General features: G+C 46.0%; 17 protein-coding genes. 7 read left to right on the plus strand and 10 right to left on the minus strand.

Annotated features, from left to right (window positions below):
* The first annotated feature begins 1 nt into the window (after window position 1).
* The 3 genes from cobA to AB9P05_RS16145 are packed head-to-tail and all read left to right on the plus strand — an operon-like array spanning window position 2 to window position 2,038.
* On the plus strand, window positions 2-778 hold the full coding sequence (gene cobA / locus AB9P05_RS16135; RefSeq protein WP_371909860.1) for a uroporphyrinogen-III C-methyltransferase: 777 nt from the start codon (window positions 2-4) through the stop codon (window positions 776-778).
* Complete coding sequence (locus tag AB9P05_RS16140; protein WP_371909861.1) at window positions 771-1,382, plus strand: bifunctional precorrin-2 dehydrogenase/sirohydrochlorin ferrochelatase; 612 nt, start codon at window positions 771-773, stop codon at window positions 1,380-1,382. Before cobA ends, AB9P05_RS16140 begins: the two co-directional genes overlap by 8 nt.
* On the plus strand, window positions 1,379-2,038 hold the full coding sequence (locus AB9P05_RS16145; RefSeq protein WP_371909862.1) for a phosphoadenylyl-sulfate reductase: 660 nt from the start codon (window positions 1,379-1,381) through the stop codon (window positions 2,036-2,038). Before AB9P05_RS16140 ends, AB9P05_RS16145 begins: the two co-directional genes overlap by 4 nt.
* A 115-nt stretch (window positions 2,039-2,153) precedes the next feature.
* Here the strand turns inward: AB9P05_RS16145 and AB9P05_RS16150 are convergent, their stop codons facing one another.
* A complete protein-coding gene (locus AB9P05_RS16150) occupies window positions 2,154-2,297 on the minus strand; it encodes a hypothetical protein (RefSeq protein ID WP_371909863.1) in 144 nt (47 codons plus the stop codon).
* A gap of 788 nt (window positions 2,298-3,085) precedes the next feature.
* Complete coding sequence (locus AB9P05_RS16155) at window positions 3,086-3,250, minus strand: hypothetical protein (RefSeq protein WP_371909864.1); 165 nt, start codon at window positions 3,248-3,250, stop codon at window positions 3,086-3,088.
* Window positions 3,251-4,259: 1,009 nt separating this feature from the next.
* On the opposite strand from AB9P05_RS16155, the gene AB9P05_RS16160 reads away from it, so the two are divergent.
* Window positions 4,260-4,568 (plus strand): hypothetical protein, encoded by a 309-nt coding sequence (locus tag AB9P05_RS16160; RefSeq protein WP_371909865.1) that lies wholly within the window; start codon window positions 4,260-4,262, stop codon window positions 4,566-4,568.
* Here the strand turns inward: AB9P05_RS16160 and AB9P05_RS16165 are convergent.
* Window positions 4,536-5,288 (minus strand): metallophosphoesterase, encoded by a 753-nt coding sequence (locus AB9P05_RS16165; RefSeq protein WP_371909866.1) that lies wholly within the window; start codon window positions 5,286-5,288, stop codon window positions 4,536-4,538. The genes AB9P05_RS16160 and AB9P05_RS16165 overlap by 33 nt on opposite strands.
* A 327-nt stretch (window positions 5,289-5,615) precedes the next feature.
* Here AB9P05_RS16165 and AB9P05_RS16170 point away from each other — a divergent pair, with 327 nt between their 5' ends.
* Both AB9P05_RS16170 and AB9P05_RS16175 read left to right on the plus strand, forming a co-directional pair.
* The gene (locus tag AB9P05_RS16170) at window positions 5,616-6,779 is read left to right on the plus strand and encodes a BamA/TamA family outer membrane protein (RefSeq protein ID WP_371909867.1); all 1,164 of its coding nucleotides are present in this window, start codon (window positions 5,616-5,618) and stop codon (window positions 6,777-6,779) included.
* 1,365 nt (window positions 6,780-8,144) lie between these two features.
* Window positions 8,145-8,900 carry a hypothetical protein gene (locus AB9P05_RS16175; protein ID WP_371909868.1) on the plus strand — a complete coding sequence of 252 codons (756 nt, stop codon included), beginning with the start codon at window positions 8,145-8,147 and terminating at the stop codon, window positions 8,898-8,900.
* A gap of 1,162 nt (window positions 8,901-10,062) precedes the next feature.
* Here AB9P05_RS16175 and AB9P05_RS16180 read toward each other — a convergent pair.
* The 4 genes from AB9P05_RS16180 to AB9P05_RS16195 all read right to left on the minus strand — a co-directional run bounded on the left by AB9P05_RS16180 (window position 10,063) and on the right by AB9P05_RS16195 (window position 12,536).
* The gene (locus AB9P05_RS16180; RefSeq protein ID WP_371909869.1) at window positions 10,063-10,287 is read right to left on the minus strand and encodes a hypothetical protein; all 225 of its coding nucleotides are present in this window, start codon (window positions 10,285-10,287) and stop codon (window positions 10,063-10,065) included.
* Window positions 10,288-10,419: 132 nt separating this feature from the next.
* On the minus strand, window positions 10,420-10,644 hold the full coding sequence (locus AB9P05_RS16185; RefSeq protein WP_371909870.1) for a general stress protein CsbD: 225 nt from the start codon (window positions 10,642-10,644) through the stop codon (window positions 10,420-10,422).
* Between the two features lie 138 nt (window positions 10,645-10,782).
* The gene (locus tag AB9P05_RS16190; RefSeq protein ID WP_371909871.1) at window positions 10,783-11,349 is read right to left on the minus strand and encodes a helix-turn-helix domain-containing protein; all 567 of its coding nucleotides are present in this window, start codon (window positions 11,347-11,349) and stop codon (window positions 10,783-10,785) included.
* 902 nt (window positions 11,350-12,251) lie between these two features.
* Window positions 12,252-12,536: a hypothetical protein gene (locus tag AB9P05_RS16195; RefSeq protein WP_371909872.1), complete on the minus strand. Its 285-nt coding sequence runs from the start codon at window positions 12,534-12,536 to the stop codon at window positions 12,252-12,254.
* 160 nt (window positions 12,537-12,696) lie between these two features.
* Between AB9P05_RS16195 and arfB the strand changes: the two genes are divergently transcribed.
* Window positions 12,697-13,110, plus strand: a complete 414-nt coding sequence (arfB, locus tag AB9P05_RS16200) for an alternative ribosome rescue aminoacyl-tRNA hydrolase ArfB (RefSeq protein WP_371909873.1) — start codon at window positions 12,697-12,699, stop codon at window positions 13,108-13,110.
* A 20-nt stretch (window positions 13,111-13,130) separates the two neighbouring features.
* Here arfB and AB9P05_RS16205 read toward each other — a convergent pair whose 3' ends face one another.
* From AB9P05_RS16205 to AB9P05_RS16215, 3 genes are all read right to left on the minus strand, one after another.
* Window positions 13,131-13,430 carry a type II toxin-antitoxin system RelE/ParE family toxin gene (locus tag AB9P05_RS16205; RefSeq protein ID WP_371909874.1) on the minus strand — a complete coding sequence of 100 codons (300 nt, stop codon included), beginning with the start codon at window positions 13,428-13,430 and terminating at the stop codon, window positions 13,131-13,133.
* A complete protein-coding gene (locus AB9P05_RS16210; RefSeq protein ID WP_371909875.1) occupies window positions 13,430-13,678 on the minus strand; it encodes a type II toxin-antitoxin system ParD family antitoxin in 249 nt (82 codons plus the stop codon). The genes AB9P05_RS16205 and AB9P05_RS16210 overlap by 1 nt, the downstream gene beginning before the upstream one ends.
* 251 nt (window positions 13,679-13,929) lie before the next feature.
* Entirely contained in the window at window positions 13,930-14,883 is a 954-nt protein-coding gene (locus AB9P05_RS16215) for a YihY/virulence factor BrkB family protein (RefSeq protein WP_371909876.1), read from the minus strand.
* Window positions 14,884-14,932: the final 49 nt, after the last annotated feature.

The following is a 14,932-nucleotide window of genomic DNA, read 5'->3' on the forward strand; positions in this document are numbered from 1 at the left end:
TATGAAAGGAAGACTAACACTGGTAGGCGCGGGGCCGGGAGACCCTGAACTACTGACTATCAAGGGGGCTAAAGCCTTGGCCGATGCGGATGTGGTGTTGTACGACGCCCTGGTACAGCCTGAAATGCTTGCCTATACGAAATCCCGCGCGCTGAAGATTTTTGTGGGTAAGCGGGCGGGTGCTCATAGCGCGAGCCAGGATGATATAAACCGCCTGATAGTGGACCACGCCTCACGGGGCAGGCATGTGGTAAGGCTGAAGGGGGGTGACCCTTTCGTGTTTGCCCGGGGCAAGGAGGAAATGGATTACGCGGCGGCGTTTGGCATTGAGACGGATGTGGTGATAGGTATATCAAGCATTAATCTGCCGGGCCACTATGGCATACCTCTGACGTGCCGTGGCATCAATGAGAGCTTTTGGGTGGTGACTGCGACTACCCGCAGCGGGGAACTATCTAAGGATGTGTCACTGGCGGCGCAGTCTTCGGCGACGGCTGTATTCTTTATGGGGCTGCGTAAGGTGGAGGAGATAGCGGACTTGTATGCCCGCTACCAGCAGGAGGACTTGCCTGCGGCCATTATCAGCAGGGGTAGCCTGGCTGAGGGCCGGGTTTACACTGGGCTTGCGAGTAAGCTGGTGAGCCTGCGTGATGAAAACAGGATAGCGGCTCCGGCGCTGGTGATTGTGGGCAAGGCGGTGGGCTCGGCCTCTATCTGGCAGGAGGCGTCACAGCCGACTGAGTTGAAAAATGCGATTAAACGTATCAGTTATGCATAATCCGGGTAATACGTTGTTTCCTATCTTCTGTAAGATCGACCGCCTGAGGGTGCTGGTGGTAGGGGGAGGGCCTGTGGGGCTGGAAAAGGTGCAGGCTCTGCTGAAAAATAACCCGGAGGCACGTATCACTCTGGTGGCGATAGATATATGTGATGAGCTTTATGAGCTAGGGAAGGGCCATCCGACTATTGAATTACATAAACGGGCGTTTGTGCCTGAAGACCTGGAAGGGGCGGATCTGCTGATCCTTGCTACAGGCAGCCGGGAGACGAGTGAGGAGATAAGGGAAATGGCGTGGGAGCGTCATTTGCTTACGAATGTGGCGGATACGCCTGATCTGTGTGATTTTTACCTGGGGTCTACAGTGAAAAAGGGCGACCTTAAAATAGGTATCAGTACGAATGGAAAGTCTCCGACCTTTGCCAAGCGCTTTCGCGAGCTACTGGAAGAATCATTGCCTGAGGACATTGATGCGTTGCTGCAGAATCTGCACGAGGTGCGTAACATGATGACGGGAGACTTTCAGGAGAAGGTAGAAAAGCTGAATGCACTCACTGCTGACCTTACTGCTAACCGTTCTCAACCTAAAGCTTACGAAAGATGATTGGTAGTCTTGAAAAATTAAATGAGCAGTATGGCTCATTAGAACCGGGGCAGCGTATAGAGAGGCTGTTTAATGATTTTGGTGAGGAGGATGTATTCTATACCTCTTCTTTTGGTACGACCTCGGTGGTGCTTTTACATATGCTGAACAAGGTGCGTCCCGGTTTTCCTGTGCACTTCATAGATACTGGCTATCTCTTCAGGGAAACAGCGCAGTACCGGGATGAGCTTACGGATAAACTGGGGTTGAATATCGTAAATGTTACTGCTGATCCGGTAAAGCACACCTTTACCCGGAAGAATAAGACTTATAAGCGTAATCATGATCTGTGCTGCTATATCAATAAGGTCTACCCTGTGGAGATGCTCAAGAGCAAGTATAAGATTTGGATTGCGGGACTATTGCAGTACCAGAACCCTCACCGTAAGGACCGTAAGGTGTTTGAGTGGCAGGATGGCATCGTTAAGTTTCACCCTGTCCTTGATCTGTCTGAGGAGGATATCTCCACTTACCGTTTTCTTTACGATCTGCCGGCTCACCCGCTGGAAGCGAGAGGGTATGGCTCTGTGGGGTGTATCCATTGCACTAAGAAAGGTAAGGGGCGCTCCGGCAGGTGGTCCGATATACCCAAGACGGAGTGTGGCCTGCATATTTGAGTGCCTGCCGTATAAAACAAACAGGCCGTTACAAGCCGGCCTGTTTATTCGCTCACCCGGCCGATGCCGGGCATGGTTTGTTTTTGGTTTTCTGTTTATAAATGGTAAGGATCTCTTAGGTCCAATTGTCAGTGCAACCCGCACAGCTTTGGCCTGCCATCTGAGTCCAGGGTACATTTCCACCGGTAAGGCGGTTCTCTTGTTTGGTGATGAAGCTAAATACGCTAAGGTTTGATAGTTTGAGTTTTTTGCGTTTCATGAAATAAAAAAATTAAGGTGGTACATAGTGACTAAAACTCCACCTGAAAAGAGGAGTACTTTTCCCTGTAAGAGGGTATAGCCGTCAAGCTAGGGATGTAAATAGCTAACAATAGCCCATGAGCAATTCCCGGTCAGTCAGCTGACTGACGGGGATGGTTCGCTAACTAGCGAATAAGGGGCGGGACTGGCATTAGAATTGGCTGAAACCGGCTGCTTTAAATAGCATTCTGCCAGGACCTCCCGGATGCGGGCCCAGCGAAAGTCGGACCACCGAAAGTCGGACCACCGAAAGTCGGGCCACCGAAAGTCGGGCCACCGAAAGTCGGACCTCTCCTATGAGGAGGGGAATTATTCGTGCCTACCGCTGCAGAGCACCACATTTTTATAAGCAAATCATTCAAAATTAGCAAAATAGAGCCTTAGCTTGAGGGCTATGCTCCTGTGGCAGGAGAGAGACCCGACTATCGGGGGAAATAAAAACGCGAAGGCATTTCCTGCTTCGGTTGAATCATACTGATAGTAACGTGGCCCGACCAGCTTGGCCCGACCAATTTTGAGGTACTGGCAGAATGTTTCTTTTGAGCAGAGTTAGTTAGTACTGATTTCAACACTAGCCAAGCCCCGCCGGAATGCCGGATTCAATCCTGGCTCAAAAAGTGCTGTTGCCTTTTTAAACCGTCCCGCCGGAAGGGCGGGGAATTACTAATTTGCTATGCTTAAGTTAGTTACATCCTTAACTTGATGGCTATACCGTAAATGGGGGTACAGGTATAGAATGGGGTTTGCTTAACCCCTATTACATTCAATTGAGCACTGACCGTTAATAAGGGTGGAGTCAGGATCTAACTCCTTGAATTCTTCGAGACCACCGTAAATACGGCTTGTCTGCTGGCCTTCAATTACAAAGCTTTTAACAGATAGTTCGGAAAGGGATAATTTGCTGGTTTTCATAGCTATAGGTTTTTAATGGTTGAAAATCAAAAATCTCATATGTGAATATAGCATAATTTTACTTCAAATTAGTGCTAAAAAGCCATATATAATGATTGTCATACCAACGGTTTAGTTTTATTAAATGCTAGTTACAGGGCTATTGGAATTTAAATTGATTAAGTTATAACCTTCAATGACCCGGGTGGTCTTGGTGCTCTAAAGTTTAATTAAATTAGTCATATCGATTTTTTCTATGTCAGATTCACCCATGGGGTTTTGCCTGAGTAAGAAGTAGTGATTATAGCGCGCTTTTTTTAACCTGCTACAAAAATCTCTGCTATTGAGCCTTGACTTTCGGGCTGAATCCTGAGTACAGTCAATGATGGATCTATCCGGGTTTTTTGAGGCTGGCTAGGTTTTCAGTAATGATAATCGCCCGGGAGGGAGGCATAGCTGTCAAGTTAAGGATGTAAATGGCTTGAAAATAGCACATTATTATTTCAAAAAGGCAATAGCACTTTTTGGGCCGGGGTCGGGTACAGCATTAGAAGTATCCGTAACTGGCTGCTTTAAATAGCATTCTGCCAGTACCTCCCGGATGCGGGCCCAGCGAAAGTCGGACCTCCCGGATGCGGGCCCAGCGAGAGTCGGACCTCCGAAAGTCGGACCACCGAAAGTCGGACCTCCCGGATGCGGGCCCAGCGAAAGTCGGACCACCGAAAGTCGGACCTCCGAGAGTCGGACCTCCCTGATTAGAAATACGCATTCGCGTTTTCTAATCGGTCCCCTTGCCTAATAGGAGGTGAATTATTCGTGCCTAACGCTGCAGGGTGCCATATTTTTAAAAGCAAATTATTCATAATTAGGAAAATAGAGCCTTAGCTTGACGGCTATGGGGAGGGAGGGGCTCTCTTTGTAGGATGTCTGTCTTATTGTAAGCGGTTGATAGATATGAAACCAAAAAGTACTTGCGCAAAATGGTTATCACACATTGGTATTTATTACTGTACCGGATATTAATAAGGTTGTGTCCTTTTACTCAGAGGTGATGGGCTGGCATATCATTATGGAGCCTTCAACGGTCAAAAAAGAGCGTGACACGGCCATGGGGCAAATGTGCATCGATGTGTTTGGGGATGATTGGGAGACCTTTGAGATAGCCCAGCTGGCTACCTCTGGTGGGATAGGTATTGAGCTGTTTTCTTTTCCGCACGGAAGAAAGGAAGCCCCCGCCTTTAGGCATTTCCATACGGGCCTTTCCACTTTTGCGTGCAGCCAGGCGATCAATTCTGCACAGGTTAAATTATATGCTGATGACTCTCTCTGTATTGAATGAAAGGTGCTCACCTATCCTTACGTAGCCTAACTGGTTTGTTACCAGGGTGGTGTCGCTTATGATGAGGTCAGGCATATTTCTATGGCTGTGACCGTAAACCCAGTAGGCTATAGAGTTGCTTCTGATGAAGTCTGTGAGGTCTACACAAAAGGCGTCATTGAGGGGGCTGCCTATAAATTCCTGATGTGTACAGAGTGCACTGGGCAGGTGGTGGGACACGACTATCTTTTTGCCAGGCTTTGCGGCCTCTGTGGCTATAAAATCGAGCGCTTTGCTATGGAGTTGGTTTACATGGCTTGCTGTCAGTTTTTGGTCGCCGAAGCGTATTCTGCGAAAGTCTACGACACCGCTTTCTATTATCTCTTTATTTTCTGCAATGACTGTCCAGAGAGTTGAGAATATGAGGTTTACACCTCCGATAGTAACGGTGGTATTGTTGAGTAAAGATACATTATCCATAACTGGTATGTTGACTGGCTCTAATGCGGTGGCGAGGTCATACCCTTCGTAGTACTCATGGTTGCCGGGTAATATATAGACTTGTTTAAAGTCTCGTGCTACCTGCTTTATGAGGTCGAGCTTAGCGAGGGTTCTGTTCAGATAGTAGGTGTCTCCGGCAATGAGCAGTATCTCAGCCTGTGGCGTTAGGGGGTGGTTCTTTATCCACTTCCTGTTTTCACTAAACTCCAGGTGCAGGTCGGAACAGATTTGAAACTCCATAGGCTCTTATATTCTTTTTAACAGGGGTGTTGGGGTATGTCAAAGGTAAAGGTTATCTCAATGAGTGAAAATCGATAAGCGTATTATCCTCCTGGACGCCAGGTCATGGTGCGGGATTAGGGCCAATGTTTTCTTAATATGCCTTTGAGGGCAGAGGTGGTTAACGGTATTTTTTAAAGGCTGTAGTGCTCCGCCAGTAGAGTTAAAATGCCTTTTATCCTGTATTTGTCGTATGTGTCGAAACAGATTGATGGCTATTCTCTTATTACATTCTGTAGGGAGAAAAGAGAAAATATACGGCTCCCAATAAATTTATCAGTTCAGGAAATGATAAAAAGACTTTTACTGCTAGCCAGCTTTATTTTTCTTACGGCGACCTCCGGGTCTGCTCAGTTTTTGGAGAAAACAATTGAGTTCTTTACGATACATCCTAATAAGAAAAAGGCTGCACAGGACAGTACGCTTTACCCTTCTAAGATTGTGCTTGCGCCGGTGGTGATCTACTCCCCTGAGACGAGTGTAGGCCTGGGGGTGGGGGCCAAGTACCTGTTTAAAATGCCGGGATCGGGTGACGAGACGCGTACTTCTAATATGCCGGTGTCTCTGATCTATACGCTGGAGAATCAGATTGTCCTTTACTCGGGGTTTGAGATATTCTCCCCGCAGGAGCAGTGGATGCTGACGGGTAACCTGCAGTTTCAGATATTTCCGCGCTTTTATTATGGTATAGGGCGCAATACGCCGGAAAGTAATGAGGAGAAATATAACTATACGCAGATATTGGTGGAGCCGATCCTGCTGAAGCGGGTGGCTGAGCCGCCGTTATTTTTAGGAGCTGGTGTACGGTATAACCGGATTTCTAATGTGGAGCCGGAACCGGATGGCCTGCTCTTAAGCGATGACTTCCCAGGTGCAACGGGCAGCACGTCGGTAGGGGCTGAGCTGGCTGCTGTGTATGATAGCCGGGATAACCTGCTGAATGCGCATACGGGGTGGTACCTGGAGCTAACTCATGGCTTTTACGGAGAGGTGCTGGGGGGTACGCACGAGTTTCAGTTGACGCGCCTGGACTTCCGGTATTATAAGTCATTGAGGGACTTTTCCTTCTATAAGGACCACTCGGATGTGCTGGCTTTTCAAGTGGTTACTAAATTTACGTATGGTGGGCCGCCTTTGAGTGAGCTGGCGGCGCTGGGCAGTGACCAGATCATGCGGGGCTATTATAATGGGCGTTACCTGGACCGTAACCTGATCAGCACTCAAGTGGAATACAGGGCGCAGCTTACGAAGCGCCTGGGGGCGGTGGTTTTTGCCGGAGTGGGAGACGTGGCGGAAGATATCAGCGACTTTAAGTTTACGAACCTGCGGGGATCTGTGGGCTTTGGTCTGCGCCTGCTGATCGATGAAAGGGAGGACCTTAACATCCGTGGAGACTGGGGCTTTGGTAATCGTACCAATAACTACTACCTGAATATTGCGGAGGCTTTTTGATCTGGTTGCTTAGGTGGTATGCCAGGTAGTAGTGGGGGCAGCGTGCCTACGGGACTTGGTGTTATGTTGGCTTTCCGGAGCTACAAAGGCTAGGTCCCGATGGGACTGCATGGACTGTGCTCTGATGAGGAGGGCCGTGAAGCTAAGGAGGTAAAGAGTTTAAAAATAGCATATTAGCCGATCTTAGCCCTCTGGGTGGGAACGGTTCAAAAAGTACGTAGTGCTTTATGGGTCAGGATTGGGCCAGCATTTCGGCGTGACCGCATATAGAAGTAGCTGGTATTAGAATTTGCTAAAAATGAGTGCTTGAAGAAGCATTCTGCAAGGACCTCCGAGAGTCGGACCACCACGACCATAAACACGCCTTCGCTTTTTTTGATCGCCCGAAAGTCGGACCTCCGGAATGCCGGGCCACTCCTATTGGGAGGGGAATTATTTGTACCTATAGCCGCAGAGTGCCACATTTTAAAAAGCAAATTATCCATAATCAGCAAAATAAAGCCTTAGCTTGACGGCTATGGCTGATGAGGGGGGCCGGGGCAATTTTTCTGAATTATGCAATTTATGCAGAAGGTGAGACCTCTGATGGTGGTAAATTTCAGATAAATTCGTTCTAACGAACACTACACAAAAGGGCCTGGTGAATACAATTTACTGAGTGCCAGCCGTGAAAGAACCTCTTCTGTCTGCTTATCATCTTTAGCTAGAGCCTAGAAAATATATCTTTCACATTAGCTTCTTATATAGCTTTTACCTCTTGAAATCGGATACCATAGGCCGAAGGCAGAAAATTGAAGCTAGTAGTAAGGTAGATTTACAGGTAGAATAACAGGAAACATTAAAAGGTGCTGAGCTACCGGAAGGGAATTGGTTTGTGCCGGTCGCTACAGGGTGCCACATTTTTAAAAGCAACTTATTCTTAATTACCAAAATAAGGGGCATAGCTTGACGGCTATGCTTCGGTAGGAGGCTTTAGTGCTCAGTTGGGTAAGGGGAGCGCACAGGTGGGGCAGGTGGAAACGGTTGGCTATGAGGGGGCTTGAGGCATTTCTTTATATTTGGATGAAAGCTGACGTGCGGGCAGGGTGGTTTGTGTGGGCGTTCATTTTTTTTCACTTCCCGGAATAATATAAAAATCGGAAAAAGAGGGTTATCCACACTTGGTTATAGAAATCCTATACTCACCCTACACAGACGCTATATACATGTTAAGGAACTAGTAGTATTATAATGCAATTAACTTATGATTTCATTAATTGTAATCCATTGGCAATAAGTATGATTGTCTTACCTGAACGCTGAATGTGGCCTTATCTGATTTATATTTGCTGGTGGAATGAACATGAAAAGGACCTGCTTTATAATATGGCTATCATAGAAAATAACCCATGGATAGAGGGTGCGCGTGGTATGGTGCGTGGTGCGGTGGTGTATCGCCAACTGAATGGTAAAACTGTGGTCTCGAGCCGGCCAAAGCGTTCTTGTAAGCCCCGGACGGATAAGCAAATAGCATATAAGGAGCGGTTCAGGGCAGCATCTGTGTATGGAAATAGGGTAAAGGAGTGCCCGGCGCTGAGTGAGGTATACAGGGTGGGTGTGAAGCCGGGGGTGGGTGTATATAGTGTTGCTCTTAAGGATTATATCAAAGCACCTGTGATAGAGGATGTGTTGGTGATAAACTTTAATGGCAGGGCAGGGGAGACGTTAGGTATTTATGCTTATGATGACTTTGCTATTACTTCGCTTAGGGTTACTCTATTGGATGCTAATGGAGATAGGATAGAGGGGGGCGAGGGCCGTGTAGTGGTGGAAAATGCCTTATATGAGTATGAGCTGGTAACAAATCTGGCTACGGATGCCCCTACGTATATACGTATTACGGCGAGGGACCGCCCGGGTAATGCTACGGTGATGGTGAAGGCCTGGCTTGGGGGTGAGAAGAAGCTGGTGGATGCTGAACTGCCTGTCATGACTGAGCCTGAGAAGGAGGCTGGAGAAGCGCCGCATTTAAGGGAGGCGGAAGACAGGAAAATACCTGCAACAAGGGGGACGAAGGAAAAAGGTGGGCGGACGGTTAAACCGGTTGTGAACCCTTACCGGGTGATGGACAGGGGTGGGTAATCAGGGAGCGGCTGCCTATATAGCGAACCTGCAGGAGGGTGATCTGGTAGTATTAATATAGGATCTGAACGGTAAGGGGCAATTGATCCGAAAGGATGAAAGGATAGAAATGATGCCGGGGTGGGTACAGCATTCCGTTGTGTCCATGCTACTGCCAAACCCACCCCGGAGGCATCATTTCAAAGTTAATGAACATTACCAGCCGACCTCGTATGCCGAAAGTCGGACCAGACCCAAGCTCGAAGGAGGGTATTTAGGGTGTGCCTTTATTAGCTTGAGGGTTAAGGTGTGGTCGCAGAGTGCGCGCTTTCATAAAGCATCCTGCCTGCACCGCCCTGGTATAAAAAGGTATTGGCACCTTTTTATGCCGTCCCCGCCTTGAAGGCATAGCCGTCAAGTTAAAAGTAGAAATACACTGAAATGATTACTCTCTTACCATTTGCTGCATGTACCACCGAAAGTCGGACCACCGAAAGTCGGGCCACCGAAAGTCGGGCCACCGAAAGTCGGGCCACCGAAAGTCGGACCACGAAAGTCGGACCTCTCCCTGGGGCGGGGAATTATTTGTGCCTATCGCTGCAGCGTGCCATATTTTTAAAAGCAATTTATCCATATTCAGCAAAATAGGGGCTTAGCTTGAGGGCTATGCCCTGAAAGTCGGGCCTCTCCTATTGGGAGGGGAATTATTCGTGCCTACCGCTGCAGCGTACCACATTTTTATAAGCACATCATTCAAAATCAGTAAAATAGAGCCTTAGCTTGAGGGCTATGCACTCAGGGGACAAAAAGGCAGATAGCTTAAATAGTAAAAGCAGATCCTGTTTCCGGGACCTGCTTTTTCATTGGCTATCAGTTAAGTGCAAACTATAATCCATTGGAGGAGGTATTGCCCACAGGGCAGATTAAAAAGTCTGTGACTTTGCAAAAAGCAAGTCCAGTCCAGCCCTATTAGCCTAAAGGTTGATGGAGAGTCTGTTCAAACTGCCTTCTTTTCTGTCATCGGTAAAATAAGAGCAGCATCAGTAAGGGAACATCCTCTTCAGCTTTACTCTAGCGCTTATCAACTTCTGGCTATGTCCATATTATATACTCATCAAGGGCTTCGTTACTTACTGATTTCCAATGTATTATTTAATGGATTTCATTGTGAAGGCCGCCTTTATTATGTGTCAGGATTATCGCGGGCCTCTCTGTTTAATGCTTCTAAGGGAAGGTCTTCGATAATCTCTCTTTCAAAGTAAACGAGTTCCTTACGCTCCGGGTGGGCCATTACTTTACAGTAATATACCTTGTCTATATAACGCCTGATTACCAGTTTTTCAGATGGGTTGGCTTTAGCATATACGGTATCACCTGCATTATATTTATTCTGAACAAATTCTTTCAATAGACTCCTTTCTTCTTTGAAGTGATAAAAACTCTCTATAATTCACTAGGAATGTCTGTACATATACTCGGGAGTACCTAATGTTAAGGTAAGGTGGTGTTTACTTCCCTTACCTTAAATTAAGTCAGTCACTTATTTAGCAGGCTGAACTTTTCTTAGAATATTCACTACCTCCGGTCTGTCTTTATTGAGTTTTGTACTTATTCTATCAATAAGCTCATTTTCTTTGCCCTCATGATATTTAAGATCCTCATCATTCAGTTGGGGGTACTTATCCTTTAACTGATTGGATTGCTTGTCCCAATTACCATTCATTTTAAATTCTTCAGATTTTTTATCAGTTTTAGTATTATCCATAATTTACATTTATCCTGCAAGATTAATATTGCAGTACATCAAAGGTGAACATATATTCTGAAGAAGGCATTACACTATTATTTCTACTTGTTACATAAATCACACATTACCAGATGGTAGCGCTGCAAGCGGGCAGTTTCAGAGATCTTCCAGGTTTTTCTTACGCTTATTTTTCAACTGCTTATAAAATGTAGCGGTAAGGCCTGTGATTTTCTTAAACTGGTTAGACAGGTGGGCCACACTGCTATAGCCAAGCTTGTAGGAGATTTCGGAAAGGGTCAGCTCATCGTAAATAAGAAGTTCTTTTACCTTCTCTATTTTATTAATTATGATAAAGTGCTGGATGGTAGTCCCTGTCATTTCCGAAAAAGCATTGGCCAGGTAGGTGTAATCATAGCCCAGTTTATTGCTGATATATGCTGAGTAGTTTTCCTTTGGCAGGTGATCAGAGTGGTGTATCATTTCAATAATAATATTCTTTATTTTTTCGATCAGAATACTCTTTTTGTCATCCAGCATCTCCAGTCCTGACTGCATCAGGTTTTTTTTTATTATTCCTTTTTGCTTTTCTGTTATGTCTTCCAGGATTTCTACTGTACCCAAGTCCACATATACATAATGCAGTCCGAGTTTTGACAGTTCCTCTTTTACCATCATCTTGCACCGCAAACTGACCATATATTTTATAAATAGTTTCGTGCTCATACTAGCCTATTCAGTTTAAGGGCTGCAGAAGGCCGTAGGCCCGTAGTAGAGGTGAACACTTTTAGATTCTTATTGTGATGAATTCGGGTATTTATTTTGCATCAGCCCACCTAGTTTCACGGACAGAACATGGAGTGAAGCAGAATTTTAAAGATGAATGGTGGGTAGAGGTAGGTCAGTAGCATTGTTAAGGTACCTGTCAGCCGGGTGTACGAATGGTTAACTCGATATTGACAAACTCTTATCTAATTTTGCTTTGCGTAATTAGATGATTTCCCATCCAGTCATTATAAAGGCTGGTTTTAGGATCGAGTTTTAATACTGATTATGGAACAGGGGTACTTTCCAGCAGCATATGGTCCTGGACGGGGCGAGCAGCTCATTTATCCGGCCAAGTAACCATGGCATAATCAAATTAGGCTTTCAGGGTACTTTTCAATGACTTTTCTAAAATAGCAGGCTTTTGATGGTGGCTGTGTCTGCTATGACATACGCCAATAGGGGCACACGGTCGGTCGCTGTCTTCATTTGTTCTTACCTGAATATTCTATGGCCTGTGCTCGAAGCGAGCCCAGTCGAAGCGAGCCCAGCTTAAAAGAATAAAAAAGGGGAGACAGAGATGTTTAAGCAGTATGCTGATTCGCGGTTACCAGGGGTATAATATTTTGGTTAATTTAGTGTATGCCTGACTGGACGCTGAACCCTTGACAGGGTAGGTTGTGAGCAATTTTTTGCCTTGTTCTATGATTGCTATTGAAGATTTTATGAGGTTGAGGATAAAATAAAATCTAAGTGGGGTAAAGACTACTATACACACGTAGACTATTGCGGCCTCATTCCAATTCGTCCTCTGGCACATTGCGGGTATTTTGGTATTCCCCTCAACTCATTATCTTTTGCTACTACAGGTGGTGATGGTGCACATTTTGGTTTTTATCTGATTCAAATAGTGAAAAGCCAACCGAACCCATCCTCATGATGGTTTCTATGTCTTCCCATAAGAATAGGTGAAGACTTTTTTTCTCCAGGGATTTACGCTGGTTGGTTTGCCCTTGAGCAAATAGTATATAATAATTTAGAAGGAATAATTGCTTGTTATTCTGAAGCAGCACCCGATCCGGAATGGGAAAAGGAAGAAAGGGTTGAAAGTGCTTAAGGGTCGTTAGCTTTATAAGCTTAAATGCCATGCAATGGGCTTAGCTCTCCGGAATTGATTGGATTAAGTGGTGCATTCTTTTTTCATCATAAAATAGTATGTGTGCTGTGCGGCGGGGGGTGGACTAAACGAGCGGCTGGCTTGTAGTTTTATTTGAGCTTTTGGTGTGTTAGGTATACCTTGTACAGGGTATGAAGGTTGAAGAATTAAAGCAAAGAGGCTTAGAACGGGAATGTAGCTTCCAGACGTCCAGAAGCGGAGGGGCGGGAGGCCAGCATGTGAATAAGGTAGAGACGCGGGTGGAGCTACGCTTCGCTATAGAGGATTCAGCCCTGCTTTCGGAAACGGAGAAAGCCCGCATTTATAAAAAGCTGGGCAACCGTATCAATAAGGAAGGGGAGTTGCAGGTAGTGTGCCAGGAATCGCGCAGTCAGTTGAAAAACAAGGAGCAGTGCGTGGAACGCTTTTACACACTCCTGGCCAAAGCCTTTACAAAGCCTAAAAAGCGAAAGGCTACTAAGCCAACCAAAGCCTCGGTACAGCGTCGCCTGAAGAGTAAGCAGAAGCAGGCTGAGAAAAAGGCGAACCGCAGGGGGGATTGGTAGAGGGGGGTCCGGATTAGATTTTATTCATTTAGTCGCGAAGAAATATCCATTTGCTGGTGTAAAACTCTGATGATTTCGATGGGCTCTTCTTGTTCGTTGATACGGTAGAATATAAAATGTGATTTGACACGAGAGCGGAAATAGCCTTCTCTAATATGGCTGTAATCAATTCCTGCTTGGGGGTTATAAGCCAGATACTCAATTTCATCCATTATCAGGTTTAAATATCTGTCAGCCTGCTCCGTTGACCAGTTTTTAAAAGTATAAGTCCAGATATTTTCCATATCCCGGCTTGCTTCGCGACTTATCTTGTAGACCATTATTTTGCTAAATGCCTCTGATGAAGTCCTTCTATAAACTTTTTACGGTCGAAGTTTTCAACAAATCCGGATTCTTCACCCTTTTTGAGCTCATTGATGAGATCCGCCTTTTTAGACTCCTCATATTCAAACATTCTTAGGGCTGCCCTTACTACCTCACTGGCAGAGGAATACTTCCCGGTTTTGATCTGTTTGCTTATGAAGTCATCAAAATAATCACCCAGTAAAATCGATGTATTTTTAGCCATCTGCTTTCTATTTTTAATAAAGATACCAACTCTTGGTATAAGTTAAAAACGGCCTGCCCGGGGTATTGGTTTCTCTACTTAGTTTAAGTGCGCCATGCAATGGGCGCCATGCAATGGGCGCCTTGCAAGGGGTCTGCTAGTCCAGAGTGGATTAGGTTAAAACTTGCAGCTGACGGTTTTACCTAAATGATGAAGGCTGGTATGGTAGTGGATAATGGCTAAAAGCCAGCCACAAACAACTGCTCCTCAACTTAAAATTTTTTGGCTTTCTTTCCTTTTACCTCTTTTGTGGTGCCGTCATGGTCCATTTGCACCTTTTTGGTTTCTACTTTTACCGCGTGCTCAGAAGGCCTGATGCCCTGGTCGTAGTGCCGGGAATACACCTGTGTAAACTCGGCCCCAAACAGGAAGATAATGGAGGAGTAGAAGACCCAGATGAGGATCATGACGAGGGCGCCGGCTGTACCGTAGGTTTCGGACAGGGGATTATTCTCCAGGATGAGGCTAATCAGGAACTTCCCCAGGTTAAACAGGAGAGCGGTGACGGCTGCGCCAATCCAGATGTTTTTCCAGCGTATTCTTGCATCGGGCAGCACCTTGAAGATAAGCCCAAAGATGAGCGTACTAAGCAGGGTGGTCACCATAAACTCTCCTGATGAGATCAGTTGTGCAGAAATGCCGGCAAAATTCTCCTTCAGGTAGTCGTTAAACAAATTCACAAAAAGATCGGCAGTAAGGGAAACGAGTAGTAAAAAGCCCATACTTACGACCATAGCGAGTGAGAGCACGCGGTTGATGATGACTTTTAGCCATCCTTTTTCCGGCCGGGCTTCCACTTCCCACATAGCATTCAGGGCATCCTGCAGGGCAACAAAAACGGTGGTTGCACTAAAGACCATGAGCCCGATACCCATTATAGTGCCTACGGTGCTATCGCCTGTCTGGCCGGCCTGCTCTAAAATACGTTGTATCTGTAGGGCGCTATCCTGACCGATAATGCTACTGAACCTGCTTTGGATTTCGGTTTTTACCTGTTCCTGTCCGAATACGAGTCCGGCCATGTGGACGGTAATGGTTAGGACAGCTGGTAGCGAAAAGATGGTATAAAAGGCAATAATAGCGGCATGATCGAGTGGGTGATCATCAAAGAATTCTGTGAATATCTTCCTGGTAAACCTCCAGGTGGCTTTTGCTTTTTCGTACATCCTTAGAAATATACCGTGTACATAGTACTACACACTAAGGCAGGAATAG

This window comes from Roseivirga sp. BDSF3-8, assembly GCF_041449215.1.
Lineage (GTDB): Bacteria > Bacteroidota > Bacteroidia > Cytophagales > Cyclobacteriaceae > JBGNFV01.